Annotated in this window: 24 protein-coding genes; 11 read left to right on the forward strand and 13 right to left on the reverse strand. The window is 43.0% G+C overall.

Features of this window, described 5'->3' with window-relative positions; all coding sequences use genetic code 11:
• The first annotated feature begins 70 nt into the window (after positions 1-70).
• Positions 71-1,672, forward strand: a complete 1,602-nt coding sequence (locus K5R16_RS07970; protein WP_220737014.1) for a diguanylate cyclase domain-containing protein — start codon at positions 71-73, stop codon at positions 1,670-1,672.
• 170 nt (positions 1,673-1,842) lie between these two features.
• Positions 1,843-2,724: a LysR family transcriptional regulator gene (locus tag K5R16_RS07975; protein WP_220737015.1), complete on the forward strand. Its 882-nt coding sequence runs from the start codon at positions 1,843-1,845 to the stop codon at positions 2,722-2,724.
• 12 nt (positions 2,725-2,736) lie between these two features.
• Here the strand turns inward: K5R16_RS07975 and K5R16_RS07980 are convergent, their stop codons facing one another.
• Both K5R16_RS07980 and K5R16_RS07985 read right to left on the reverse strand, forming a co-directional pair.
• Complete coding sequence (locus tag K5R16_RS07980) at positions 2,737-4,023, reverse strand: hypothetical protein (RefSeq protein WP_220737016.1); 1,287 nt, start codon at positions 4,021-4,023, stop codon at positions 2,737-2,739.
• A gap of 182 nt (positions 4,024-4,205) precedes the next feature.
• Complete coding sequence (locus K5R16_RS07985) at positions 4,206-4,610, reverse strand: hypothetical protein (RefSeq protein ID WP_220737017.1); 405 nt, start codon at positions 4,608-4,610, stop codon at positions 4,206-4,208.
• 334 nt (positions 4,611-4,944) lie between these two features.
• Here K5R16_RS07985 and K5R16_RS07990 point away from each other — a divergent pair, with 334 nt between their 5' ends.
• Positions 4,945-6,279 (forward strand): BamA/TamA family outer membrane protein, encoded by a 1,335-nt coding sequence (locus K5R16_RS07990; RefSeq protein WP_259649800.1) that lies wholly within the window; start codon positions 4,945-4,947, stop codon positions 6,277-6,279.
• Positions 6,280-6,407: 128 nt separating this feature from the next.
• Positions 6,408-7,262 carry a pirin family protein gene (locus K5R16_RS07995; RefSeq protein ID WP_220737018.1) on the forward strand — a complete coding sequence of 285 codons (855 nt, stop codon included), beginning with the start codon at positions 6,408-6,410 and terminating at the stop codon, positions 7,260-7,262.
• A gap of 53 nt (positions 7,263-7,315) precedes the next feature.
• Here the strand turns inward: K5R16_RS07995 and K5R16_RS08000 are convergent, their stop codons facing one another.
• The 3 genes from K5R16_RS08000 to K5R16_RS08010 form a co-directional block, all read right to left on the reverse strand.
• The gene (locus K5R16_RS08000) at positions 7,316-7,723 is read right to left on the reverse strand and encodes a hypothetical protein (RefSeq protein WP_220737019.1); all 408 of its coding nucleotides are present in this window, start codon (positions 7,721-7,723) and stop codon (positions 7,316-7,318) included.
• Between the two features lie 36 nt (positions 7,724-7,759).
• Positions 7,760-8,275: a hypothetical protein gene (locus tag K5R16_RS08005; RefSeq protein ID WP_220737020.1), complete on the reverse strand. Its 516-nt coding sequence runs from the start codon at positions 8,273-8,275 to the stop codon at positions 7,760-7,762.
• Positions 8,276-8,470: 195 nt separating this feature from the next.
• The gene (locus K5R16_RS08010) at positions 8,471-10,135 is read right to left on the reverse strand and encodes an amidohydrolase (RefSeq protein WP_220737021.1); all 1,665 of its coding nucleotides are present in this window, start codon (positions 10,133-10,135) and stop codon (positions 8,471-8,473) included.
• Positions 10,136-10,605: 470 nt separating this feature from the next.
• Between K5R16_RS08010 and K5R16_RS08015 the strand changes: the two genes are divergently transcribed.
• Both K5R16_RS08015 and K5R16_RS22610 read left to right on the forward strand, forming a co-directional pair.
• Complete coding sequence (locus K5R16_RS08015) at positions 10,606-11,490, forward strand: 3'-5' exonuclease (protein ID WP_220737022.1); 885 nt, start codon at positions 10,606-10,608, stop codon at positions 11,488-11,490.
• Positions 11,487-12,239: a DUF3465 domain-containing protein gene (locus tag K5R16_RS22610; RefSeq protein WP_220737023.1), complete on the forward strand. Its 753-nt coding sequence runs from the start codon at positions 11,487-11,489 to the stop codon at positions 12,237-12,239. Before K5R16_RS08015 ends, K5R16_RS22610 begins: the two co-directional genes overlap by 4 nt.
• A gap of 60 nt (positions 12,240-12,299) precedes the next feature.
• Here K5R16_RS22610 and K5R16_RS08025 read toward each other — a convergent pair whose 3' ends face one another.
• From K5R16_RS08025 to K5R16_RS08035, 3 genes are all read right to left on the reverse strand, one after another.
• A complete protein-coding gene (locus K5R16_RS08025; RefSeq protein ID WP_220737024.1) occupies positions 12,300-13,220 on the reverse strand; it encodes a DMT family transporter in 921 nt (306 codons plus the stop codon).
• Positions 13,221-13,610: 390 nt separating this feature from the next.
• Positions 13,611-13,853 carry a ribosome alternative rescue factor ArfA gene (locus K5R16_RS08030; protein ID WP_220737025.1) on the reverse strand — a complete coding sequence of 81 codons (243 nt, stop codon included), beginning with the start codon at positions 13,851-13,853 and terminating at the stop codon, positions 13,611-13,613.
• A 130-nt stretch (positions 13,854-13,983) separates the two neighbouring features.
• On the reverse strand, positions 13,984-15,072 hold the full coding sequence (locus K5R16_RS08035; RefSeq protein ID WP_220737026.1) for a permease: 1,089 nt from the start codon (positions 15,070-15,072) through the stop codon (positions 13,984-13,986).
• A 217-nt stretch (positions 15,073-15,289) separates the two neighbouring features.
• Between K5R16_RS08035 and K5R16_RS08040 the strand changes: the two genes are divergently transcribed.
• Both K5R16_RS08040 and K5R16_RS08045 read left to right on the forward strand, forming a co-directional pair.
• A complete protein-coding gene (locus K5R16_RS08040; protein ID WP_220737027.1) occupies positions 15,290-16,216 on the forward strand; it encodes a hypothetical protein in 927 nt (308 codons plus the stop codon).
• Between the two features lie 294 nt (positions 16,217-16,510).
• Complete coding sequence (locus tag K5R16_RS08045) at positions 16,511-17,893, forward strand: Na+/H+ antiporter NhaC family protein (protein ID WP_220737028.1); 1,383 nt, start codon at positions 16,511-16,513, stop codon at positions 17,891-17,893.
• Positions 17,894-17,959: 66 nt separating this feature from the next.
• On the opposite strand, the gene K5R16_RS08050 is transcribed toward K5R16_RS08045, so the two are convergent.
• Together K5R16_RS08050 and K5R16_RS08055 are read right to left on the reverse strand one after the other, a co-directional pair.
• Positions 17,960-18,472: a YgjV family protein gene (locus K5R16_RS08050; protein WP_220737029.1), complete on the reverse strand. Its 513-nt coding sequence runs from the start codon at positions 18,470-18,472 to the stop codon at positions 17,960-17,962.
• A 111-nt stretch (positions 18,473-18,583) separates the two neighbouring features.
• Positions 18,584-19,195, reverse strand: a complete 612-nt coding sequence (locus K5R16_RS08055) for a Crp/Fnr family transcriptional regulator (protein ID WP_259649802.1) — start codon at positions 19,193-19,195, stop codon at positions 18,584-18,586.
• 268 nt (positions 19,196-19,463) lie between these two features.
• Between K5R16_RS08055 and K5R16_RS08060 the strand changes: the two genes are divergently transcribed.
• A complete protein-coding gene (locus K5R16_RS08060) occupies positions 19,464-20,075 on the forward strand; it encodes an energy transducer TonB (RefSeq protein WP_220737030.1) in 612 nt (203 codons plus the stop codon).
• A gap of 137 nt (positions 20,076-20,212) precedes the next feature.
• On the opposite strand, the gene K5R16_RS08065 is transcribed toward K5R16_RS08060, so the two are convergent.
• Together K5R16_RS08065 and K5R16_RS08070 are read right to left on the reverse strand one after the other, a co-directional pair.
• On the reverse strand, positions 20,213-20,734 hold the full coding sequence (locus K5R16_RS08065) for a hypothetical protein (RefSeq protein WP_220737031.1): 522 nt from the start codon (positions 20,732-20,734) through the stop codon (positions 20,213-20,215).
• Positions 20,735-20,953: 219 nt separating this feature from the next.
• Positions 20,954-22,192: an MFS transporter gene (locus K5R16_RS08070; RefSeq protein ID WP_220737032.1), complete on the reverse strand. Its 1,239-nt coding sequence runs from the start codon at positions 22,190-22,192 to the stop codon at positions 20,954-20,956.
• Between the two features lie 188 nt (positions 22,193-22,380).
• On the opposite strand from K5R16_RS08070, the gene K5R16_RS08075 reads away from it, so the two are divergent.
• On the forward strand, positions 22,381-23,097 hold the full coding sequence (locus K5R16_RS08075) for a helix-turn-helix domain-containing protein (protein WP_220737103.1): 717 nt from the start codon (positions 22,381-22,383) through the stop codon (positions 23,095-23,097).
• Positions 23,098-23,106: 9 nt separating this feature from the next.
• Here K5R16_RS08075 and K5R16_RS08080 read toward each other — a convergent pair whose 3' ends face one another.
• Entirely contained in the window at positions 23,107-23,406 is a 300-nt protein-coding gene (locus K5R16_RS08080; protein ID WP_220737033.1) for a DUF6482 family protein, read from the reverse strand.
• 293 nt (positions 23,407-23,699) lie between these two features.
• On the opposite strand from K5R16_RS08080, the gene K5R16_RS08085 reads away from it, so the two are divergent.
• Complete coding sequence (locus K5R16_RS08085) at positions 23,700-25,001, forward strand: NAD(P)/FAD-dependent oxidoreductase (RefSeq protein WP_220737034.1); 1,302 nt, start codon at positions 23,700-23,702, stop codon at positions 24,999-25,001.
• Positions 25,002-25,077 lie beyond the last annotated feature (76 nt).

Genomic DNA, 25,077 nt, shown 5'->3' on the forward strand with positions numbered 1-25,077 from the left:
TTGAAAAAAGAATACTAAGAGCCGCCAAAGGCGGCCTTTAAAGTGATATCACTGTCCTTGTGTGAGCGCTATGAAAACCTTTTCGTTGTTAGTTTTACTGTTTGCAACCTTAGTGGGTATTGTCATTTCCCTGGCCATTGGTGAGCGTCTTTACGTTGAAGAAACTCGAACTATTGAAGTCGAGTTTGCTCGAGATATTGATGATAAAGCACAGGTATTAGAGCAGGAGGTAATGCTCAATATTGAGGTTCTTTATGCCCTTAAAGGGGTCTTTATTAGCTCTGATCATGTCAGTGCTGAAGAGTTTAAACAGGTCGCTACCAGCTTTCTTCTGCGCCATCGAAATATTCAAGCCTTAAAGTGGATCCCTAAAGTTGATACGCGCAAGCGTCTCTCGGTTGAAAATAACCAACGAAACTCTTACGAAGATTTTGAGTTTACCGAACGGAGCAACGATGAGAGTTTGGTAACAGCTAAAACTCGCTCCATCCATTTCCCTGTGGTGTATCTAGAGCCATTTTCTGGCAATGAAAATGCGCTAGGGTTTGATTTAGCCTCTGATCCAACGTTAATGAGAGTGCTCAATAATGCTCGAGATTTGGGCTCCTCCATGGCCTCTGCTGGTATTAAACTTGTACAGGCCAGTGAGCAGAATTCTATTTATGTATTTTTACCCATCTATGATGGTGAACCCAATACGCTATTGAAACGACAAGAACGATTGTTAGGCTTTGTCGCAGGCGTTTTTAGAGTGGCAGACATGTTCGATAGCGCGATAAAGAGAACTTGGGTTCAAGGGATCTATTATACCTTAGAAGATATAAGCAACGATAAGCACCAGTCGCTCTACAGTAATTTGTCTAGTGACGTTTCTACTACCTTACATCAGAGTAATAGTGAGATAATTTATCAACGTCCATTGACCCGTTTTAGCGGCCGGCAGTGGCAAATTCATGCTATGCCGAGTGAAGGCTATATTGCAGAGCGACGAACAGCATTTCCCTATTTAGTTGCACTGTTTGGCATATTAGGCAGTCTGGTGCTGGCCATTTATGTGTTCTTTATAATGAGGCACAGTCATATGGTTAATATGCAGGTGCTTGAGCGTACGCGGGATCTAAATCTGGCTAAGAAAAAACTTGAAGCACTGTCTATGACCGATAGTTTAACCCGCATCGGTAATCGTCGTTTCTTCGATGATGCCTTTGAGCGGGAATGGCAGTTAGCGATTAGAAATAAAACGCGATTAGCATTGCTGATGATAGATATTGATAATTTTAAGAGTTACAACGATACCTATGGTCATCTTGCTGGTGATCAATGTTTAGTTAAAGTCGCTCAAGCAATCGCTGAAGCCCTACATAGACCCAGTGATGTCGTGGCGCGGTATGGTGGTGAAGAGTTTGTGGTGATCTTGCCACATACTCGAGATTGCTTATCACCCGCGCAGCGCTGCTGTGCAAATGTTGCCGCACTAAATATTAGCCACGCTAGCTCTACAACTCGTCCTTATGTCACTGTGAGTGTTGGGGTAACAAGCATTATTCCTACAGAGTCTGACGATATGATAAAGCTCGCCGCTATTGCTGATATGGCGCTCTATAAAGCTAAAGAAAATGGTCGTAATCAGGTGTTTGTAGATGCTGAGGCAATAATACCTAAGACGCTGTAGCTTTGTCGTTCGCTTAGTCGTGTAGCAAAGGACGGTGTTATCAGCCTTTCTAAAACCACAGTGACTCTAAGTCACTTGCTACGATGAGTTGGGACTTTAGTTATCATCAAATGGAATTTTAATTATATTTTGTTATGATTTAGCCAGTTTATTAATTTGATGAGATAGCGATGCTGAATCCACAGTGGCTTAAAACGTTCGTTACACTTGCAGAGGTAGGGCACTTTACTCGCACAGCAGAGCAGTTGTTTATGACACAGCCTGGGGTTACTCAGCATATCAATAAGCTTGAAAACCAAGTTGGCACTCTATTGTTAACTCGCATAGGTAAAAGCTTTGAGCTCACTGACGCTGGCTTGCAGTTGTTATCCTATGCAAAAACTAAAATAATCGAAGAGGAGCATCTATTGCAGATGCTGCAGACCGATGAGCCCCATGCCGGAACGTGTCGCTTTGCTTGCTCCGGAGCCCTAGCAATGCACTTCTATCCGCGATTTGTCCAGTACCAGTTGCAACATGAGCAGCTGCAGGTTGCTTTAGAAGCCGCTCCGAATAGTCGAATTATAGAAAGCATATTAGATAATAGCGTCGATATCGGTATTGTCACGCAGCAGCAATCATCGTTGGAACTGAATCAGCTTTATTTAGGCAAGCAAGCGCTATGCTTAGTGCTACCGCCAAGTTTTAAAGGCCATGAAGTCACACTGGCATTGCTGGAAAATATAGGCTTTATCAATCATCCTGATGGCCATTATTACGCTGAGCAACTACTGAGTGCACAGTTTGGCAATGAGTTTGTCGGTATGAGTAAGCTTAAGCAGCGTGGTTACATTAATCAGCTAAACCAAATTTTATTACCGGTTTCAAAAGGTTTAGGTTTCACCGTTCTGCCGCAAATCGTTGTCGATGAATATCCTGAGCCCTTGTTTGTTGCTAACACGTTGTCTGAAGTGGCTGAAGAACTATATATGGTCAGCAAAAAGCAACGCCAGCTGCCAAGTCGTTATCAATGGTTTATCGATACGATTTGTGAGCAGTTGACGCCACAGTAACGGTCAGCAAAGTTAGCTGTTACTCTGCGGCAACTCAGAGTCTTCACGTTTATGTTGCTGGATAAGGCGGTATTCAATGATGCTGGAGATGATAAACATCATCAAGTAGCCACTACCCATTGCAAGTATCACCGCAACCACGTTATCTGTGAACATTCGTAAAATATAAAACATCACGATTAGCGTCACTACTCCAGCCACTCTAATCGATAAGCTTTGTAAAAAATGGCCATGGGCTTTGATATAGGCCACCTGAAAGGCGTTAAGCATCATAAACCCAAAGAACAGTGCAAAGTGCATCAATACAGGGGCTGCAGTAGCATAAGTCGCTGGGAATATGAGCGTGACCAACTCCTCGCTGTAAAAAATCATACCGAGTAAAAATACAGTGCTAATAGTAATACCTAGGGTGTAAAACCAGCGCCGCATTTGCGCTATCTGTTGATGTTGACCCTGCCGTAAACATTGGGCTATTTCCGGTAGAATATATCGATAGACGGGGAACACAAATAATAGTGTCATATAGGCGAACAAGGGTCTCACTACGACTTGGAAGTCACCCAACTCATCAACGGTAAAGTAAGCGACGGTTAGCAAAACGGTGATGTAAACCATTAAAATGCTTGCGCCTACCTCGAGTGAAGACAACATGCTTTTTTTCACAAAACTGCGCATTTCAGGGTCAAGTTGTACTGGTGCAAGTGGCGTGGTCGCAATCTCTTTACGCCGTTGAATAAACATATAGCCTGCAACGGCGATACTCGACAGCATTAAGCTAAAGAACAGTGATGAAACCGCGGTTTGTTGCAGTAAGTAATAACAGATCAGAAACAGGATTATTTGCACCATAGGCTCTATCCATATTGCCTTATTTGCGATGTGGTACAGCCGATACATGCCTATCTGATTGGTGAAATAGACCTTAAAGCCCATGCCAAGAATAATTCCGACCAGCTGCACGTATTCAACATCAATTTTGAGCTGATGCTTTATATAGGGCAGTACTATTCCCCAGGTGAGTAGCACCATTAATATCAATGAGTAACGGAAGATATTAGTAATGTCTTGCGCATTTTTTGTTTGCGAAAAGCTCACCACCATGGAGGTTCGAAAGCCACTTAATAGGATTAACGACAGTGAGATGATATCGACAACGGTATGGTAGAGTGCAAGATCGCTCTTAGCGACCCATTGTGCCAACCAAATTTTAAACGCCAGCCCAAGAGATATACTGGCGAGCGTGGCCCATATTGCCGCTATAAACGAGCGTTTTGCCCGCTCAAATGAAGTTTCTGACATAAATGAATATAGCTCGCTGATAACGACGTGAGGTATTGATACTAGTCAGAAATATTACGTGACTATTATCAGCGCAGCAGAAGTTTCGTTAAAAGGTGTGATCTTGTTGGAAACTAGTGGCTAAATAATTAACTCAAGCAGCGTTTAGATAGCAAAGAGTGTGTTATTTCACAGCCCACTCTCTAGTCGAAAACATGTGGGCAAGCCGAGTAGTCATTAAAGCCATCATCCCAGCGGCGGACATCATTGGCACGGCGCCAGCGGCTATGCCAAAATTCCATTAAACAAGTGCCGCCATTGAGTTCGACTAGAAAGGTATCTTGCTCTTTGACCTGTTCGTAAGGCGGATAGTCTTTACTGCGTCCCCATGTAATACCACCGCGGCCGTCGGCCCAGTGTTGCCAAAAGCCTTCAATACTAAGCCACTGTTCATCCTCTGCCACCCATGCCATTGCTTGTCCATTAAGCATCGCTATTTCACCGTCAGTCTGGCCGACTTTGGCAGTTGAGTCTGCGGCAAACGAGTTACTTGAAAATGCCAATGTTGAAAATGTTAGCGCTATGATTATGAATATTTGTCGAGTCATACTATTAATCCTGCTATGTTTTAATGTAATACCAATCAATATAAAGATTTAATCGCCTGTATTGAGTATTGATGGCTTGCGACTTCGGCAACGAATAAACTCATGAGAGAACAACCATTATGTTATTTATCCAGTTGAGTCAGTTTGCTAAAAAACACTCTGAGTAGCTTAACTTCTAATACTGATTAGTATAATAGACCTACTAAAAGCAAAATATATTCAATAGACGGTGATATATTTTTTTATAAGTATAGGTCATAGATTTTGCAAAAATTATTTCCGACGAGTCACATCAAAGCTAAGTCGCTTTTACGTCATTTTTAAGGGAAGTGCCATGAAAATAGTAAATATGGATATGCGTCTTGTTTGTTGTATTTCACTTTGTTGCGGTATCTCGTTACCCGTTAATGTGTTGGCTGCACCTGCTGCTAATGTAAAAACGTCAATAGATAGAGCTGAAACTCCTGATAATGTGAAGGAAAAATTGCTGCTTCCCTATTTTTTTAACTCTGACTCTATGGGGCTTAATATTGGTCTAGGCGGTATGTTGAGTGGATATTTCCAAGATCAAATGACGATTGGTGGCACCGTGTTTGGCGGTGATGTTAGTAGAGGGGTAGGCTTAGGTGTTTGGAACTTTAAACTGCCCAAAACCGAACGGTTTTTTTTAAGTACTTATGGGTTTCTTGGTTATTACCCCGATCAGCGCGCATACGCTGGGGCAGGGCGTGAGTTTATCCCAGCAGGCACGCCACTACCAGGTAGTAACGACTCCACAAATTTACAGTTTTTAGAGGCAGACGGCTCCTCTAATTGGTTTGATATAAAACTTGAGTACGCATTGCCTATCGGGGCGACAAAAGATAAAGGCATGGTGGAATATAAGCTTGAAAATGGCTTATTAGTTTCAGATCCCAGCGGTGGTGATAGTTGGAATCCACTGGAGAGCGGAGCCACAGTGGTGGTACTACGGCAGTTTAATCGGTACCAAAGTTTTGAGTTTGCCGATGAAGAACTTGATGGCACTATCCACGCCATCGAGCTGGGGATTTTGTATGACAATACCGATTTTTCTGTTAACCCATCCACAGGTAGTAGCCAGTACTTCTCGGTATCACATGATGCAGCTTGGTTAGACTCAGACAATGAGTGGACCTTTATGAATCTTGATATGAGTAAGTACTTTTCATTTGGTGAGTCAGAATATGCAAGCCAACGTATTCTCGCACTTAATTTTTGGACTGGATACTCACCTTCTTGGGAGCTTGAGTACGATGAACAGGGCGGACGCCAAGTTACCAATAATGCTCCATATAATGAAGGGGCTACCTTAGGTGGTTTCTATCGTATGCGTGGATTTGACCAAAATCGCTTCCATGATAAAGCAGCCATTTATACCAGTGCAGAATACCGCTATACCTTGAAATATAACCCCATTGAAGACATTAATTGGCTTAAGTTTTTACGCTTAGATTGGTTTCAAGTTGTAGGGTTTGTTGAGGCTGGAAGAGTCGCTCCTGAGTATACCGCCAATACATTACTGTCAGATTTAAAAGTGGATTATGGTTTATCTTTAAGAGCATTAACGGCTGGATTGGTGGTTCGTTTTGATATCGCTCATTCAGATGAAGCGACTAACGGTTGGGTAATGGTGGATCATCCTTTCTAAGTGTAATGGCGATTAGGTAAGTGTTTACACTTCGATTAAATAGAATGAATGTTGCGGTATTTCGCGTTATTCATTCTAATATTTGTTTGTTAACTTGAAGGCAATCGAAAATACTTTAGGTAAAACAGATGAACATAATCAAACAATATCCAGCACATAAAACCATGGACGGCGATGGGGTTAATATCATTAGAATCGCCGATTTTACTCGTGGAAATCTTGATCCATTCTTAATGATAGATGAGTTGAAATCTGCTGAGGAAGCTGACTATATTGGCGGTTTCCCTCCTCACCCTCATCGCGGCATTGAAACCTTCTCCTATATTCTTAAAGGCGGTATGGAGCATAAAGATCAGCTCGGCAATGTAAAAGCGATACAAGCGGGAGATGTGCAATGGATGAGCACTGGCAGTGGGGTTATTCATTCCGAGATGCCGTTAGCTGATAGCGATAACGGCCTACATGGTTTTCAAATTTGGCTCAACATGCCTGCTAGCGAAAAAATGCGTCCTGCCCGTTACCAAGATACGACCAGTACACCTATTCCAGAACTGAGAAATTCAACTGGAGCGCAAATTAGAGCACTCGCAGGCGAGTGGCAATTTGCAGGGCAGTCTGTTGTTGCACCTATTCAAGATCTCGCAGGTAATGCGGAAATAGCCCACGTTAACATTGAGGCAAGCGGCAGTGCAGAGTTGATGTTAGAGCAGCATGCTTTTGTTGGTCTATACATCTATTCCGGAGAGTTACTTGTTACAGGTGGTGAGCGTTATCATTCCCAGCAGCTATTGATCGTTGATTCAAGCAAGATGATCAGTTTAACTGCAAGCACTGCTGGTGCAGGTGTGTTGATCTTGGCTGGTACACCTATTAAGGAAGATATTGTGCACATGGGGCCATTTGTGATGAATAGCCAAGCTGAGATCCGTCAAGCTATTGATGATTATCAAAGTGGTCGTTTTGGAGAGATACCACCAGTTTAAGCTCAATATTTTTGGAGCAAGCTATGTTGTCTCAAAGCTTGCTCCGTCAGTATTTACAGCTTTGACGCCGGCATTATCTTTGCGCTAGTGACAAATTTAATCGGTGTTTTGTTGGGATTTCTTTTTGAGGCTGAATAATTTTTCACTGGAAATTGGTCAAGCTTTGCTTGAGTCATATAGTTTTCAGGTGTGGCGCTAATTAGCTTTTTCTCGACCTCTTTTCCGTTTGAATCGATAGTAACTTCATAAACCCACTCTCCCGCACCTTTGGGCAACCATTTGGGTTTACTGTTATATATTTTTGGTTTTTTATATTGCACTACCCAATAGTTCGATATGTCGTCGGCATTAATTTCAATCACTGCAGAGCTAAATACTGGCACTATTTCTTCTTTAGGTGTTGACTGGCAAGCCATAAGTGCGATCGCCAGAACGCCAAGGTAAATCTTGTTCATTTTCATTTTAACCTTCCTTAGTATGGTTATAGTGTGAGCTTGTTATTGTAGGAAACGCAGCTTTTGCTCAATAGTACATTCATCTACTGATAGAGGGTCATTGCTCCGGTCTGTTATCCAGCACTGGTCGTAAATAGAGCAGTAGCAAAGGCTTATTTTTATATCGTTATCAATAGTGAGAAAGAGTCTGTTCTGAGCTCCTTTATATATCAATGGTTGGATTGTTTTTTCAGACGGCAGAATGCGTTGGCTAATATGTGACTGAGTAAACCTAGGGATTTCAGGGATTTCGTCCCAGCTTTTAATTGGTTTCGATTTGTATGTTATAGCTGCATATTTGATGATAGCGGGACCAGTCCCATTGTTGCTCACACCGTAGCTGAAGTTATCATTCCCAAAACTGCGAAATATCTCTAAACGAGGCCAAACAGATGCTCGGGCATAGGCTCTATCTATGTGTGCAGAATAGACGCCTACCATGGTTGTAACCACGCTAATCAGCAATGCCGACAGCGCCACGATCATTTCGGGCTTCTTATACCAAGAGGCTTCTTCCATGTTACAAATCTTCCTATTTTAATATTCTAGTTGATTTTTTACTTATTAAATTCAGCTGTATAGCGCAAAATATTACCACCTTGCTACTTGTGGCTACACCCTATAAATCAGGGGGGATGTTGCAGGCTCTATAGAAAAAGCGAGCAATAATACTCGCTTTTATCTAGCAATCTAATAGGGTTTTCGTCGTCCCGTTTAGCGCTGATTATTCTCTATATCAAAGATCACTTCGCCGTCAACCCAGGTTTGCAGCACTTGTGCTTGCCAGATCTCGCTGGGGTCATCTTTGACGATATCGCGGTCGATAAAGATGAAATCGGCTTTCATCCCTTTAACTAAGCTGCCTATTTGATGCTCTTGGTGCGCTGAAAAAGCAGCCGCCGTAGTGAAGCTTGTTAGCGCCTGGCTGATGCTCATACTTTCATCTGCATACCAACCTTTGTTTGGTTGATTATCATGATCTTGACGGGTGACAGATGCATGTAGTCCATAGAAAGGGTTTGCTGATTCAACCGGGAAATCTGAGCCTGCTGCAATCACAGCATTCGCTTGAAGCAGTTTTTGCCACGCGTAGGCACCTTTAATGCGATCGGGCCCGACTCGGTCTTCTGCCATATTTTTATCACTGGTGGCATGGGTTGCTTGCATAGAGGCAATAACACCTAGCTTGGCAAAGCGCGGAATATCTTCAAGGCGGAGGATTTGTGCATGCTCTACTCGATGACGCAAAGCTTTAGTATTGGTCTGCTTAATCAGTGTTTCATAGGAATCTAAGACTAATTTATTTGCATGATCGCCAATAGCATGAGTATTGACCTGAAATCCTGCTTGCATCGCCGTCAACATATAGCTTTTAAGCTGTTTGTCACTATGTAGCAGCAGCCCTTTATGGCCATGAAGATCTGAATAATCCTCTATTAGCGCGGCCCCACGGCTGCCTAAGGCACCATCAGCAGAAATCTTAACGCTGCTAAAATCGAGTTTTTGCGATTGATGTTGATATGGGCCTTTGGCCATCAGCTTATTAAATTGACTATCACCTGCTGCAACCATGCCATATACCCTAATTGGCATCTCATCTCTATTGGCTAAATTCTTATAGGCAGTAATGGTATTGCTGCCCACACCGGCATCATGAACACTGGTTAAACCTAGACGCGCAAGATCGGTCATTGCAGTTTTTAATACTGTTTCCTGTTCTTTGATGCTAAGTGGCGGAATGGCTTGGCTTATCAAGCTCATTGCATTGTCGATAAACACCCCGCTTGGCTCTCCATTCTCATTGCGTATTATCTCTCCGCCAGCAGGTGCTTTGCTGTCTTTGCTAATTCCGGCTAATTTCATTGCTGCACTATTCGCCCAACCTGCATGACCATCAACTCGTCTTAACCACACTGGTGTGTCAGGAAAGTGTTTATCCAGCGCCGCAGCTGTGGGGAAGCTTTTACTTGGCCACAAAACTTGGTTCCAGCCGCGCCCCTGCACCCAAGCAAGCTCTGGGTTTTGTTGACGAAACTCGCGGGTGCGCTTTACGGCTTCAGCTTCCGACAAGCTGCCGCGCAGGTTAGTACGCATCAAGTTGAGCCCCCAACCAAGCACATGGCCATGGGCATCAATTAACCCAGGTAGCATGGTTTTACCATCGGCGTCGATGACCCGCATATCAGTGTTTATGCGGGGTTGTTGCTTGTTGTAGAGGCGGGTTATTTTGTCATCTTTAATCTCTATCGCGTCAAAAGTGCTGAGTTGGCCATTATTGATGCTGTAGCCATTGACGTTTTTTATCAGAGTGGTTTGAGCATGGGCACTGCAACTTAATGCTAATAACGCAGGGTAAATCCATTTATTGATATTTTTCATGACGTTCACTGTCTTAGTTTAGTGTTATTTTAGTTGGTATTATACCCATCCGACCTGAAAATGCAGGGTTCAGTGGGAGTTTAATGGGCTTTAGTCACAGGTTCATTGCTCCATGCTGAACCTAAGCTCCTACATCCATGTAGGCGAGGCATTGATTGCAGCTAATGGTCGCTCCCTTGGTAAAATCAATAACACAGAGTAAAGCCCATGCTTTTTATATAAGAAACGCCCATCGAAGAAGGGGTTGTGCAAGCCCACTTCGTTGTTGCGGCAACTTAAAAGGGAATAACCATTTCCACGTTAACGCGTCTAGAATTGAACTAGCACAACACCTCTGAAACGAGGATTTGCAAGTGGGATGGGTATAGATACTAACAGTTGCGGTTTATTACGCAATACGTAGCTGTTTCGCGTTATGATTCGTTAATCTATAGCAAAGTACTATGCAGAATAACGCACTGAGAAACGGTATGAGTTTATATAAATTTGCCCTAGCGGCCGATAAGTCAGTACAGATCAGGCAAGCGCTTGGCGCTGAAGCGGAGGCTTATTTTGCCGCCATGGAAGCGGCAGAACAGGCCTTTTTCGGTTCAATAGTGAATGAGACAAACCAGCAAAAACTTGATTGGTTGCGACTGCGTACTCACCTTATTAGTCGTATGAGCGATAAAGATATTGCTGCACTTGCAGGTTATCGAATCGACAAGCTTCAAAATGTAGCCCGCCACCTTGATGGCAACGAACGGCAAATAGCTATCGTAACCATCGATACCTTAGCGGCGGCGATGACTGATATTAAAGCCCAGCAGTGGATTGGCTTTGACACTGAAACCGCGGCAACCTTTGACAAAGGCCGTCGTAACACTAACCCTGTCTCTTTGATTCAAATCGCGACGGCGAGCCATTGCTACCTGTTTAGAATGGTTGGCAGTAATGTGTTGAGCTTTAAAGCAGCACTGGCAGAGGTGTTGTCTGAGCAATCGAATATTCTTAAGATTGGTATTGGGCTTCGCAGCGATGTGAATGCAATGAAGCGTGATTTCAATATTGCTTTAAGCCCGATGCTCGATCTCAATTGGCTGATGAACCAGCTTGGCGCGGCAAAACAGATGGGGACAGTACAAATAGCGGCAAGCGTATTGTCGCTTAAGCTGCCTAAGAGCAAGCGGGTGACGTTATCGAATTGGGCGTTGTCGCTCGACAAGCCATTATCGGATGAACAAATCCAGTATGCCGCAGCCGATACTTTGGTGGCATTAGATATTTACCATGGATTGTTTGAACAGATTAGCGCTTATAAAGCACTTTGGCCGAATACAATCAAGCAACGTTTTTTAGAAGAGGCAACACATTGATAAAGAAGGGGAAATTGGTTCGCTGGAACGACAGCAAAGGCTATGGTTTTATCAGGCTTGAAGTCGAGGCAGACAATGAGGTAACTCAAGATATATTCATGCATATGTCAGCCCTGGAGCCTATGAATAGGCGACCTTTGGTAGGTGATACGATCTATTTTCAAATAGAGGCTCAAGCAGATGGCAAGCAGCGGGCATTTGCTGCCCGTATCGAAGGGGGCGAAAGCGGTATTGATGGCGATAAGCGACGTAAAGCAACAAGACCTGCTAAGCAGCAAAAGCCAATTCAGGGTGTGCTATATCGTATTGCGATAATGCTGGTGGTATTGGCTATTGCCAGTTTTGTTTATAACAAAACGCTAGCGCCAAATACTGTGAACACTGTACTGCCTGCTATTTCAAATGCAGTTGCAGCAAATGACTCGCAAATTAGCCAAGCGTTTAAGCAACAGCTTAGTGGCATACAAGTGCAAAGTCGCGGCGTAGTCAGTAGAATACTCGCCGATGATAATAAGGGCAGTCGTCATCAGCGGTTCATTATTAGCCTCAATAACGGACAAACTCTGTTAATTGCTCATAATATCGATTTAGCCCCGAAGATTAATGGTTTGAAAGAGGGCGATACAGTGAGCTTTTATGGTCAATATGAGTATAACGATCGCGGCGGCGTGGTGCACTGGACTCATCATGATCCTAATGGTCGCCATGTCGGTGGTTGGCTAAAGCATCAGGGAAAAACTTACCAATAATCGTTTTTACAGACGGTGAATTAATTCACCGTCTTACTCTTTAGTATCTACTCTTTAATATCATTTGGCATTAGCATTTTTAATCAGTTTAGCGCGTAGCTGATCACCAAACTGAAACAGTGCCAACCCCGTTAACACAAAGCAAGCGCCAATAGCCAAGGCTTGGGTTATCGCTTCGCCATTAAGCTGTGCGCCCAACATCATCGCAAATACTGGGGTAATGAGAGTGACTAATGCTACAGTGCTGGCGTTGAGGTGCTGCAGCACATAGAAATAAGCAATAAAGCCTATTAGCGAGCCAAAGACACCCAAATAGACGATTGCCATTAATGAACGTGGCTGCCAAGTGTCGATTGGCACAGTGCCATCAAAGAGTAACCAAGCAACGGCAAACATCGGTGTTGAATAGATAAGTGCCCCGACGGTACTGGCAATTGGGTGGATGTTTATTTTCACTGTTTTTATCAACACGCCACTTAAACTAAATAAACTCACCGCGGTTAAAATCAGTAGCAAACCAATCCAGCTATCGCTCGATAGCGAAAGTTTGGCGGAGCAAACGATGCCAAGGCCGATAAATGCAATCGCCAGAGCAACCAAACGCATCGGACTAAACTTAGGTTCATTCAATATTTTTTGCGCCAATAAGCCTGAGATCAAAGGCGATAATCCAAAGATCAATGACATAGTGCCCGAGGGTAGGTAACGCGCGGCAAAGTAGCTCAGTAACATGCCCCCCACAATCCCAATTGAAGAAACTGCATATAGTTTTCTTGCGGAGGGGTTCCACGGTAAGCGAATACGCATTAATAAGATGATCAGCGAGCCCAGTAACAGGGCGATCAGCATTCGCAATAATACTGCCATCGTTGGATGCACTGATTCACTGCTCCATACGATCCCTAGTGGCGTTGTCGACCAAATTAATACTACCGACATAAAGGCCGCCGGAACCATCTTGGGTAATGCTGTTGCTGACATCTCAACACTCCTTGCGTTTATAGCCTGGTCACACAAAGCGACATCAAAGCTAATGATACAGATTAGTTTAGAACCGCTGTTGGGCAAGGCGAGAAAAGGAGAGTTGTCCATCACCGCGCTGCTGATTGTTTGCGGTGTGGAATCGAGAATTACTGGCTAACTATTGTTATATTCCCAATTTACCGCGCAACGACATAACCACATCACACTGGCGAGAAGTCGCAGTGTCAGGCAATTTGCTTGGCAGTAAATAGCGGTGAATATAAGTGTCATGTTACCAATAGAGTTTAATGTCTCGAAGGCCCAATAGTCTAATTGTTGTGCGCTTGAGTCAACAGTTAAACCAGTAAAAGGTAAATTAAATTTATGCTGCAGTTTTTGGAGAGAATACTATGCGGATATGCTGTTATCGTTGTTATGAAAAAACGCGAGAGCTAGATAGTCAAAAGGGGCTAAGCCCTTCAGCTTTTGCCCCTTTTGTTTGCGGTTGTAAGACCCCTTGCCCTTTTTAGGTTTCTCAGTACGCGTTTTAAATAACGGACTGGTAACGATAGCCTTTAGTGCATTGTCTTTAATCACTCCGCGGCCACTTTCGTGCTCTATTGGCGGTGGTGATTGACGATGTTTTGCCATTTTATAACTCCAGTTAGTCAATACTATATTGAGTGATTGTACTCGGCGGCAATTATACGCTTAAAAATTGTACGCGCTAATACTTTTTACAGCTGCAAAGAGTATCAGCACGTGGTTGTTTGGCTATGCGTTATGCAAAGATAAAGCTATAAAGGTATCCCGCACCAATCGCCATACCGAGGATCACAGCTAAGAACGCTGCTATCATTTGATTCTTAAAAATCGACTTTAGTAAAATCACTTCGGTTAAACTGGCACCAGCACTACCAATAATCAGTGCCATAACTGAACCCAGTGCCATACCCTTGGCCACTAATGCTGAGCTTAATGGAATGACCGCCTCTGCACGAATATAGAGAGGAATACCAATGACAGCAGCAATAGGAATGGCATACCACATACCTTCACCAGCATATTTTGCAATAAGCTCGGTAGGCATAAATCCATAAATGAATGACCCAAGTAAAATGCCGACCATTAAGTAAGGTAAAACCTGCTTAAAGTCTTTCCATGTTGAGCGCCATACTCGTATCCAACGGTTGTCTTCAATTACTGTCGCTTTACTGTCACCACAACTGCTTTGGGTAGTACTCGCAGGTGAGCTGCATGAGTCTGCTACTGCAGTGCTGCCACATGACGCTGTTGCAAGTACTGGCGCGGTTGGCGCAGGTTCACTGCAACAAGATGTTGTTGCGGCTTTAACTGGCGCACTTTTAGGCGCTGTATCGCCACAACCCGTACCACAGCTAGAGGCTGTTACCGCTTCATAAGCTTCGGGCTTCACATAACGTTCAAATCCTAGTTTCTCTAGCACGTAGCCAGCAGTCACCGAAACGACCATAGCGACTAAGAAATAGAATACAGCGACTTTAAAACCAAATGTCACGACGAACAGTCCAATAATAATTGGGTTCAATAATGGGCTTGAGAACAAGAAAACCATCATAGGGCCAAAACCTGCTTTTGCTCTAAGTAACCCTTTTAAGAATGGGATCGTCGAGCATGAGCAAAAAGGCGTTATCGAACCCAGCAGCGCAGCAATAATATAACCCTTACCTTTCTTCGAACTCAAAATCGATTGGATTTTTTCAGGCGGTATATACTCCTGCAATATTCCGACGATGTAACTAATGGCAAGAAACAGTATTGTTAACTCAGCCGCTAGAAACAGGAACATGTTGGCCGTTTCTTTTGCCATATCGATGATTTCAGGACTCATAATAATGACCTATTAATGTTTATTTGTTATTTCTGGAATTGTCGAAATAATTAAGATGAGCAGATAATAGGCTCATTTAAAGAAAGATCAACCCTTATTACCGCTTTTGTCGAAATAATAGTTAGACATCAGCTATAAAGTGTTAAAACTTCTGGCCAATAAATGGAGTAAACGCTTATGATGGATTAAGGCTTTTCAAGAGCTTAAAGGACAAAACATGCTAGATGCTATTTGTAAATATGAAGAAGCTGAGCCGATAACTTTCTCAGTATTTAGATTTCAAAAACTATCTGATGATGATATTGAAAAATATCGTCAAGCACTTGTTTGTCCTGCTTGTGCTGGTAAGGCTTATTATCGTAAGGCGTCAAAAGACGGCAAAGCAGCCTGCTTTGGCTCTCGATATCATCAAAGTGATTGCGTCGAGTTTAAGCCATCGGCAGCTAAGGCACGTGAAGAGCTACACGCGATTGAAGTGAATCAGTTGGTGGTTGATAGCGATGCGATGATTATCGATTTTAGCCGCGCAGCAAAAGTTTCTAAGGCTAAACCTCAGCAAAAGGTGTTAAAAGAAACATCGTCGAATAGCGATACAGCGGTAAAAACAAAGCCAGAAAAAAGAGCGTCTGAGGAGGAAGCCGTACTCCCGTTTAAGGCTTCTTCCGAGCCTGAAGCAACAAGTGGTGTTGATAAAAATGAGCCTGAAAAGCGCGTTGCGACTCAAGGGCTGGAGAAAGTACTGCATAGCTTATTACGAGGCAGTGACTTGGCAAGTTCAGACCTCTGGGTTTACACCGATGAAAAGTATCGCTGGCGAGCAAAGAACTTATTTGTCAATTTTGCTGATGCAGAGCCAACTGAAAATGGTGCGCCGCGAATGTATTGGGGCACGATATCTCATACCGATAAACAGCGCTTGTGGTTAAACCCTGCAGAGACCAAAGATGTTGGCATCCCTATCGACATGTTTTCGAGCTCGTTAGCCTCTCGCTTCGATCTGCAATCGCGGCGTGACTTTGAAGGTGCGGGGATTATTTTGTTCGGCAAGTGTTTTTGGAACAAAAATAAAAGCCGCAAAATTATTCAGTTATGGAGTAATGATGTTAATCGGTTATTCATCTCAAAAGCGGATGAGAATGACTAGCAATATTTGTTACTCTACAAGCTAATTATTTTTTTATTTTTCATTAGATTAGGTTGTGGTTTTGTCGTTGTGTAATAAAAAGTATCTGCAATATTAATAATATTGATTGACTCAAAAGCAATTGAGGATTATTTTCTGCGCGATGTTTTTCCTAGGGCTCGACAACAGACCCGTAAAATACAAGGTATCGGCAGGTACATTAGCAGGAAAGCAGCAATTGAACTCGACAAATAAGTGTTTGAGTTTGGTGAATAATCTAGCCATTTTGGCACTTTATTATAAGGACCTTAGCGCATGTCTGAGCCGACAGCCTTAAGTCTTATCCCACCTGCGGTGGTTTTGGTGTTAGCAATCGTGTTACGCCGCCCAATCCTTTCTTTGATCATTGGTGCTTTAGTTGGCCTCGCGATGTATGACAGCGCGAATATGTTGACTAACTTTGCCGATACATCCTTATCTGTTATGGCTGATGAAACCATTGGTTGGTTAATTCTAGTCTGTGGTGGTTTTGGTGCTTTGATTGCGCTGCTGGTAAAAACTGGCGGTTCGATGGCGTTTGGCCGTCATGCACTCAAGTTAGCCAAAGGACAGAAGTCTTCACTGTTTATGACGTTCATTCTTGGAATGGTTATCTTTATCGATGACTACCTCAATGCACTAACGGTGGGATCAACCATGAAACGAGTTACCGATAAATTCAAGGTCTCTCGTGAGATGTTAGCCTATGTTGTTGACTCGACTGCTGCGCCTGTTTGCGTGCTTGTGCCACTCTCTACGTGGGCGGTATTTTTCGGTGGTCTCTTAGTTGATAACGGTATTGCAAGTGAGGGGCAGGGAATCGCTGTCTACATGCAGGCTATCCCATACATGCTTTACGCTTGGTTAGCGGTAGCGATGGTGCTATTGGTGATCTTGGGCATTATTCCAGCCTTTGGGCCGATGAAAAAAGCGCAACTTGCAGCCGCAAAAGGCGAGCCCGCTAAAAAACAGATCGATTTAGATGAGGTACAGACATCAGATGAATATGCGCTTAAAGCCATTGAAGATGAGTTTAAGAATGCCGATGACGGCGGCAAGTTACATAATTTCTTTGTGCCTATTTTATTGCTAGTTGGCTTTACCGTTTACTTTGATATTGACGTGCTTAAAGGGCTTATTGCGACGTTAGCAATAACCTTGCCTTATTACGGTATACAAAAACTGATGCCGCTATCTGAGATGATGGAGCAGATGATAGATGGCTTTAAGAACATGTTGCCAGCCATAGGAACGGTAATCGCTGCGTTCATCTTCAAAGATGTGTGCGACAAGTTAATGTTACCTGAGTTTGTTATTGGGAGTTTAAGCCCCTATATGACACCGGTTTTGTTGCCTGCAGTGGTTTTCTTAACCATGTCGGTCTTAGCCTTTGCTACCGGTTCAAGCTGGGGTATTTTTGCAGTATCGATACCCATTGTGATGCCTCTGGCGCAAGCGGTTGATGCTAATATCTCACTGGTGATTGGCGCATTATTATCGGCATCATCATTTGGTAGTCAAGCTTGCTTCTACTCTGATTCGACGGTACTGGCAGCGCAGGGTTCGGGCTGTAATTTAGTTAGTCATGCGGTGACTCAATTGCCCTATGCACTTATTGCTGCAGCATTCACTTTTGTCGGCTTTTTACTGTTAGCTTAAGTCGTGTTAAATCCTTCAAGTAAAGGGCGCTACTCAGAGCCCTTTTTTATTTACATAAAAATACGATTAGTTAGAGTTTTTGGCGTGAATGACGAAACCATAATAACGGTAGTAAGCGATAATATTGCTACTAATAAATAAGATCTCCATCACCACGGCTGCAGGTGAGCCTAGAACAGCATTGTTGATGAGCCAAACGCTGGTGCCTATAAGCATTAATTGACGCAGTCGTCGGTCGTTTTTACAAAATGCGGCGATAGTTTGCAGCGAGCTTCCTAAAAAACTCAACACACTTAATACACCGGAAAAGGTCAGTATCAATGCAAAGGCATTTAAGCAAAGAAATAGACTCATGATCCGTTTGGAGTGACTAAAGATTGTGACAAAGTATCGGATTGTTGCCAATAACATTAGTATCGTTGCTGTCCATTGTTCAAGCAACGCGAAATGGCTGGTGATGAGTACACCTGAAATAGATAAACAGGCCACTATTTTTTGTTTTTGTTTAAATTGAAATGACAGAATATCGAACACAATAGCGAAAACAATTAAGCACTGTGAAAGAGTATAAGTGGACATACTGGAGCCTTATTTTTATAAGCTTGTAGATACAAGCTTTTCAATCCTCTAAGGCTAAGCGCGTCGTTTGTTATAGTCATTATCTTAGGTTAATTCGCTGACTTTTTTACTTCAATTTATAGGGATTCGAGACTTTAATCGAGACAGGCTCACAGGAGTTATTCCTATGTAACTGGCTAGCTGGATATTATTGAGTTTTTGCACCCAATTAGGTCTGTACTCGGTTAAAAAGCGATACCGTTGCTCTGGTGTATTGAGTAACAAGAATGCTTCTTTCTGTTCCTTGTAAATTAACTGTTGGCTAAGTAAGGATATTTTGACAGCTTGCCATAGCGGTTGAGATAAAAGGCTTATAGGAAATTGTAGGATCAATGCATCTTCTACAACTTCTATTTGGTACTGGGCGGTTTGGCCTGTTAGCCAACTGGAGTACAGGAAACAAAGCTCATTAGTAAAATAAAACTCTTTAGATAAATTATTGCCATTATCATTATAGTGGCAAGCTTTTAGGATCCCGGCAGCAACAAAAAAGACATGGCTTTGAATTCCATCCTGACGTAATAAAATATCACCGCAGCAAACAGGTATGCTTTGCGTTAAAGACAGTATGTCATTAATAGCTAACGCTTCATCTAACCCAAGTTTGTTTAATACATTGAGCAGGGGCATTAATGATTCTTTAGATTGGGGCAATTTTGACGCAGTAGTCATTACTTTACTCAATCGAAACACATTCTTTATTCGGCATTATTCAATTTATAGTGCGGCATTTATTAATGCAATATTTGGTGTCAAAGTGAAAATTTAAAATGGAATATTTTTATACTCAATAATAGATAGTTCACCTACAAAGTTGTAAGCTAAGTGTTTAATATTTGTTGCGATGTTGTGCTCGTTGGCTTTATTTATCTACAAAGTGTAACAAAGTGTTTGGCTTAGCCAAATTTTACTGCTAGGTATAAAAGGGCACCCACTCAAGAAAGGATAATCTATGAGTCAAAATAGCCTGTTTAGCCGGACAAGTATTATGCTAACTGGAGCCCTAGTTACTTTGGGTTTATTCATTTTTATGTCGCAACTGGTCAAGTCAGACCAAGTTTATATAGGCACCATAACCGAAGCGCCAATTATTCAAATCATTAGCGATATTCCAGAATCACTTCCACCTAAAAAAACTGTAAAAATCAAACCCCAACCAATAGTCGAAAAACCCGCTCGAATTGAGATCCCTAACGCCGGTGGCGAAGGCACTAGTTTAACAACAGCAGTGGCACAGCCAATCATGCCTCAGGTTATTGAGAAGTATAGTCAGGGCCCTGTTAACCAAGATGCATTACCTGTAGTGCAAGTCACGCCGCAGTATCCCATTGGCGCTGCAAGAGACGGTAAAGAGGGTTATGTGATCCTTGAGTTTGATATCAGCACGCTTGGCAGTGTCACTAATGTCAGTGTGGTTGATGCTCAGCCAAAGCGCCTCTTCAACAAATCGGCAGTACGGGCCATTAAAGGTTGGAAGTACAAGCCGAAAGTCGTTGAAGGTAATCCTGTAGTGCAGCCTAAGCAGCAGGTGAGGCTGGATTTTACTTTAGATAAGGAGTCATAAAGCTTGGCTTCACATCAACTCTAGGAAGTTGATGTAGAGTGACAATTTACCTAGAGTATTCGTGCTAGGTAAATTGCCACAGTTGGCTGTCAATGATGCACATAAATAGCTTAGTTTACCACGACTAATGAGTCTCTTTACTGCAGGTCGATTGTCACTACATTGGTCACGCCTGATGCTAATTGCACCATGCCTGTGGTATAGAAATCACCGCTTTTGGCCTTTGCTTTTAGATAATATTGACCGCTATTAAGCATTTTTGCTCTGGTATCAAGAGTGAGAATCGATTTCTTATCCATCCAGCCATTCTCATCCATTGAATACAAGTATTGATTGCTTTCTAATGCTGCACCGCTATCAAGATGATAGGCAACAAAACGCACCATTGTCATTCCATTAGGGTTTTTCTCAGCCCTAATTGAGCGAATAACACCATAGTCTACGCTGGTTTTTCCTGTGCGATGGACGCTGATATCTTCAGATTCATTAGCATACTGCACTGGGCTGTGCTCATAGCCTGGAGCCGTAGTGGTGGTGCTAGTCGTTGTAGCAGAACCTATGCTTGCTATGTCTGATACTGAGCTAGTAATGTTACGAATGTCGGTGCTTTTGCAGGCAGCAAGGCTTAACACCGCTGCACATAGGAGTACTTTTTTCATTATTTAGTCCGTTAAAGAGGCTTCAATCCATGGTTAAATCTTAGTAAAACTAAGTGGTTAATTTTGCGCAGTGCTAAGGTAGCAATCGCTTAGGTAGGAGTCAATATAAGCTTATTATGAATAATATTGATTTAGAGCAACTGAAGCAGGCTCTAAATCAATAATTTAACGCTCAGTAACTGCGTACTGATACTAAAGAAATATAGCGCCCCAGAAAAACTAAACCGCTTGAGGCGATAGAGTGTTGGATTTAGAGCTAATAAGTTGGCTTTTAGAGGCAAGAACAGCAAATATGCTCCAAACTAATGCGACGATTGCACATAGAGCGAGAGGTTGTTGCCAGCTGCCGTTATGTTCATGAATCGCTCCCATTATAATTGGTCCCGTCGCGGCCAAAAGGTAGCCTAGAAACTGCGCCATTCCCGATAGTGTGGCTGCTTGATGTGCCGTTTGGGTACGTAAACTTATCAGTGCTAATGCGACAATAAAACCACCTCCCGCGCCAAACCCAAATAACATTCCCCATATCATGGCGTAACTCGGCGCATAGATGAGGCCGACAATTCCAAAAAACGCCATGATGGTCAAGCTAAAGCTCAGTAAGCGCTTATCAGTGATCTTTGCTAATAGAGGAATAAGTATTATTGCGGGCACAGCGGTGAACAGTTGCAGTACACCATGAATGACCCCTGCTTGATGATGACTGTAGCCAAGCTCAACTAATATCGTAGGCAACCAACTAATAAAGATATACATCAAAAAAGAGTTCAGGGCTAAAAACAAGGTGATGCTCCATGCATCGGTATTTCTCCATAGGTAACTATGACCATCAAGCTCACTGGAATCTTTGCTGGGCGCGGTATGATTTCGTAGCTGTGGCAACCATATTAGTATGGCAATAACAGGGATAATAATTAAGCTTCCTAGTGAGAACGCCCAGCTAGGCATAGCACTAATTGAAAGCCTAGTTGCCAGATCTGCCAATGGAATGGCTAAACTTGCACTTAGCGCTGAACCTGCACCCATCATGAGTACATAAATAGAAGTCATAGTGGCGATCTTGGTGGGAAAGTCTCGCTTCATTAAGCTCGGCAGCAATACATTAGCAATGGCAATACCAGCTCCGATAATCACGGTTCCAGAGAATAATCCAACAGAGTTACCAATAGATCGAATGACCAAGCCGATGGTGACTAATATCAGCGATAACATTAAGGCTTGTTCTAAGCCTTGCTTACGGCCAATCCTGGACGCGATAGGGGAGAAAAAAGCAAAAGCGAGTAAAGGTAGTGTGGTCAGCATTCCTGCTTGAGTGGCTGACAAATTCAGTTCTAAGCGAATCAAATCAAGCAGAGGGCCAATACCTGTAATGGGGCTTCTAAGACTGAGCGAAATAACTAACACGCCTAACATAAGAAAGGCACCACCAGTAAGACGAAGATGTGGGTGTTTTGCCATGATGAGTTCCTTGAGAAAAAGAATGACTGCTTGGCAGTAAAAGTGGGCTAGATTACGCTTCATTTCATTTGCTGTATTGAGCTATAGTGACATTTTATATCTAAAAGCGGCCAAAATAGTTGCAGCAAATTAATTCGTTTCCGGTATTTGATTCAGATGCGTTTCCACAAGATGTGGTGGCTTTAAGCATGTCGGGAGGAGAGCGCGATGCAGAAACTCCGCAACATCAGCACCGTAAGTGTCAGCTAGTTATCGCACTTAGCGGCTATGTAAAGTGCAAAATTGCCGATGCTATTTGGATGGTGCCTCCCAACAGTGCAGTGTGGATCCCTAGCCAGCAATGGCACAGTAATTTGATTTCCAGTAATGCCAATGTATGTATGCTATTTGTTGATCCTGACGTGGCAGGCATGCCAAATCAAAGCTGTACCTTGTCGATAACACCATTGATAAGGGAGTTGACGATACATTTGACTCAACAAGAGCAGGACTACCAAGCCAGTAGTGCAACAGCGCAAGTGGTAAAAGTGCTCATCGACCAACTGAGGTTGATGCCGACAGCGCACTACGATTTTCCAACGCCGAGTGAACCAAGATTAAAATCAATTGCGGCAAAGCTTATTCAAGCACCTGACGATAGACGAACGGTTGCCGACTGGGCGAAAGCTCATGCTATGAGCGAAAGAACGCTAGCGCGACTCATCAAGCAGGAGGTCGGGCTAACCTTTGGTCGTTGGCGAGGGCAGCTTCATATTGTATTAGCATTGCAGAAGCTGGCTAGCGGAGAATCTGTACAGCGTATTGCTGAAGAGCTTGGCTATGAATCAGTAAGTGCTTTTATTACTTTTTTCAAGAAAACACTCGGCAAATCACCCAAGCAATACATTAAGCAGAACGACACTTGAAGCACTGTATTAAAGCTTGATTATCTCTCGGTAATGACCGCTACTCTCTAGGCCACACATCTCGTCGTACGCTGTTTGATACTCTATCTGAGTCTGTCGATATCGATGGTTGCGCAGCAGCTGCTTGGCCTGCACCAGTGAATTAACGACTAAAATCTCTTCCTCTTCAGTTAGCTCAATGAAGTTTTTATTGGAGTCGACCGCACCAACGAGATAATGGGTAGAGTCTGCGACACCGATTATCTTGGGTATATTGGTTTGCTCGTGCGTCGCTTGATGCAGAGTGTTTGTTTTGTCGTATTTTTTCATCGCTAGCTCCTTATCCATTTATAAGTTGTACGCATTTACGCCAAAAATAGTTCACCTTTCATACAAATTCATGCACTAGCAAAGAGATGTTCAGGCAGGCTCGGAATAATGTTGATAACTTGGTTCACTAGAACTGGTTGGTTTATTCAACTGGTTTTCGTTGCTTATTTGGGTTTATTAACCATGACTTTACCTGTGCGTTGAGGCATTGTATTGAGTGCTAAATTAGACTTCTCCTATTCAGCAGCTTAGCGAATGAATAGATTCAGGCATCATTAAAGAAAGGATAAACAATGACGTTAATATGTCCGAGGATTGTGATTATTGGTGGCGGCGCTGGTGGACTCGAGCTGGCGACTCAACTAGGGCGTAAGTTAGGTAAAAAAAACTTAGCGCAAATTATATTAGTTGATAAGAATCGTACCCATATTTGGAAACCTTTATTACACGAAGTTGCTACAGGCTCACTAGATTCTGATCTTGATGGTGTCGTTTATTCAGCACATGCCGCCAAACATGGCTACCAATTTCAACTTGGAACCTTTTGCGGTTTATCGCCAGAAGAGAAGTCGATCTCAGTAGCACCGATTACTGACGAAAGCGGCAAAGTGTTATTACCTGAACGCCAAATACAGTTCGACAAGCTGGTGATTGCTATTGGTAGTGTTAGTAATGACTTTAATACCCCAGGAGTAAAAGAGAACTGTTTTTTCCTCGACTCTCACCAGCAAGCGAATCGTTTTCATAATGCATTGTTAGATAGTTTTACTCGAGTGCATCAATCAGATTCTATCAACGAGCTCAATATTGCCATCGTTGGTGGAGGTGCGACTGGGGTAGAGCTTTCTGCTGAGCTTTATCACGTTACCGATCTTCTAAAAGTATATGGCCTCAGCAAAATGACGGCTGATAAGCTCAATATACATTTGATTGAGGCTGGACCTAGGATCCTTCCTGCTTTGAGTGAACGAATAGCGGCCTCCGCACGCCATGAACTCACTCAGCTAGGCGTCTCCGTAAAGGAGAACACTCGAATTAGCGAAGCCACTGCAGCGGGGTTTGTGACCGCCGAAGGGCTATTAATTGAAGCTAACTTGATGCTTTGGGCTGCAGGTGTAAAAGCCCCAGATTTTATTAAGGATATTCAACTGTTTGAGCTTAACCGTGCTAACCAGATCAAAGTTAAAGCAACGCTCAAAAGTACTGTGAATGATGACATATATGTGATCGGAGACTGTTGTGCGTTTGAACAGGCTGACGGTAGCTTTGTCCCACCTAGAGCGCAATCGGCACATCAAATGGCGCAATGTGCGGAAAAGAATATTATCAAGGACATGAATGCAGAGCCATTAATCGAATATGTTTATGTCGATCATGGATCTTTGGTTAATTTATCGCGCTACAGTACTGTCGGCAGCTTGATGGGGAACCTGACCAAAAGCAGTATGTTTGTTGAAGGCAAAATTGCTCGTTTCGTTTATATATCTTTGTATCGCATGCATCAAAAGGCCATTCATGGCACGTTTAAAACCATAGCATTATGGTTAGCCGAAAAGCTAATGAGAGTCGTTAGGCCAAGAATGAAATTACACTAGGTAATTAGCTGTTATTAGCTGTTATTAGCCTTATCAAAATTACCGTTTCAAAGGTGATTGAGGTAAAGTAAGCGGA

The organism is Shewanella sp. c952 (assembly GCF_019654975.1).
In the GTDB taxonomy this organism is placed as follows: Bacteria; Pseudomonadota; Gammaproteobacteria; order Enterobacterales; family Shewanellaceae; genus Shewanella.

Coding starts and splice junctions, on each gene's coding strand:
- K5R16_RS07970 (WP_220737014.1), top strand. CDS start 71: ATGAAAACCTTTTCGTTGTTAGTTTTACTGTTTGCAACCTTAGTGGGT.
- K5R16_RS07975 (WP_220737015.1), top strand. CDS start 1,843: ATGCTGAATCCACAGTGGCTTAAAACGTTCGTTACACTTGCAGAGGTA.
- K5R16_RS07980 (WP_220737016.1), bottom strand. CDS start 4,023: ATGTCAGAAACTTCATTTGAGCGGGCAAAACGCTCGTTTATAGCGGCA.
- K5R16_RS07985 (WP_220737017.1), bottom strand. CDS start 4,610: ATGACTCGACAAATATTCATAATCATAGCGCTAACATTTTCAACATTG.
- K5R16_RS07990 (WP_259649800.1), top strand. CDS start 4,945: ATGAAAATAGTAAATATGGATATGCGTCTTGTTTGTTGTATTTCACTT.
- K5R16_RS07995 (WP_220737018.1), top strand. CDS start 6,408: ATGAACATAATCAAACAATATCCAGCACATAAAACCATGGACGGCGAT.
- K5R16_RS08000 (WP_220737019.1), bottom strand. CDS start 7,723: ATGAAAATGAACAAGATTTACCTTGGCGTTCTGGCGATCGCACTTATG.
- K5R16_RS08005 (WP_220737020.1), bottom strand. CDS start 8,275: ATGGAAGAAGCCTCTTGGTATAAGAAGCCCGAAATGATCGTGGCGCTG.
- K5R16_RS08010 (WP_220737021.1), bottom strand. CDS start 10,135: ATGAAAAATATCAATAAATGGATTTACCCTGCGTTATTAGCATTAAGT.
- K5R16_RS08015 (WP_220737022.1), top strand. CDS start 10,606: ATGAGTTTATATAAATTTGCCCTAGCGGCCGATAAGTCAGTACAGATC.
- K5R16_RS08025 (WP_220737024.1), bottom strand. CDS start 13,220: ATGTCAGCAACAGCATTACCCAAGATGGTTCCGGCGGCCTTTATGTCG.
- K5R16_RS08030 (WP_220737025.1), bottom strand. CDS start 13,853: ATGGCAAAACATCGTCAATCACCACCGCCAATAGAGCACGAAAGTGGC.
- K5R16_RS08035 (WP_220737026.1), bottom strand. CDS start 15,072: ATGAGTCCTGAAATCATCGATATGGCAAAAGAAACGGCCAACATGTTC.
- K5R16_RS08040 (WP_220737027.1), top strand. CDS start 15,290: ATGCTAGATGCTATTTGTAAATATGAAGAAGCTGAGCCGATAACTTTC.
- K5R16_RS08045 (WP_220737028.1), top strand. CDS start 16,511: ATGTCTGAGCCGACAGCCTTAAGTCTTATCCCACCTGCGGTGGTTTTG.
- K5R16_RS08050 (WP_220737029.1), bottom strand. CDS start 18,472: ATGTCCACTTATACTCTTTCACAGTGCTTAATTGTTTTCGCTATTGTG.
- K5R16_RS08060 (WP_220737030.1), top strand. CDS start 19,464: ATGAGTCAAAATAGCCTGTTTAGCCGGACAAGTATTATGCTAACTGGA.
- K5R16_RS08065 (WP_220737031.1), bottom strand. CDS start 20,734: ATGAAAAAAGTACTCCTATGTGCAGCGGTGTTAAGCCTTGCTGCCTGC.
- K5R16_RS08070 (WP_220737032.1), bottom strand. CDS start 22,192: ATGGCAAAACACCCACATCTTCGTCTTACTGGTGGTGCCTTTCTTATG.
- K5R16_RS08075 (WP_220737103.1), top strand. CDS start 22,381: ATGTCGGGAGGAGAGCGCGATGCAGAAACTCCGCAACATCAGCACCGT.
- K5R16_RS08080 (WP_220737033.1), bottom strand. CDS start 23,406: ATGAAAAAATACGACAAAACAAACACTCTGCATCAAGCGACGCACGAG.
- K5R16_RS08085 (WP_220737034.1), top strand. CDS start 23,700: ATGACGTTAATATGTCCGAGGATTGTGATTATTGGTGGCGGCGCTGGT.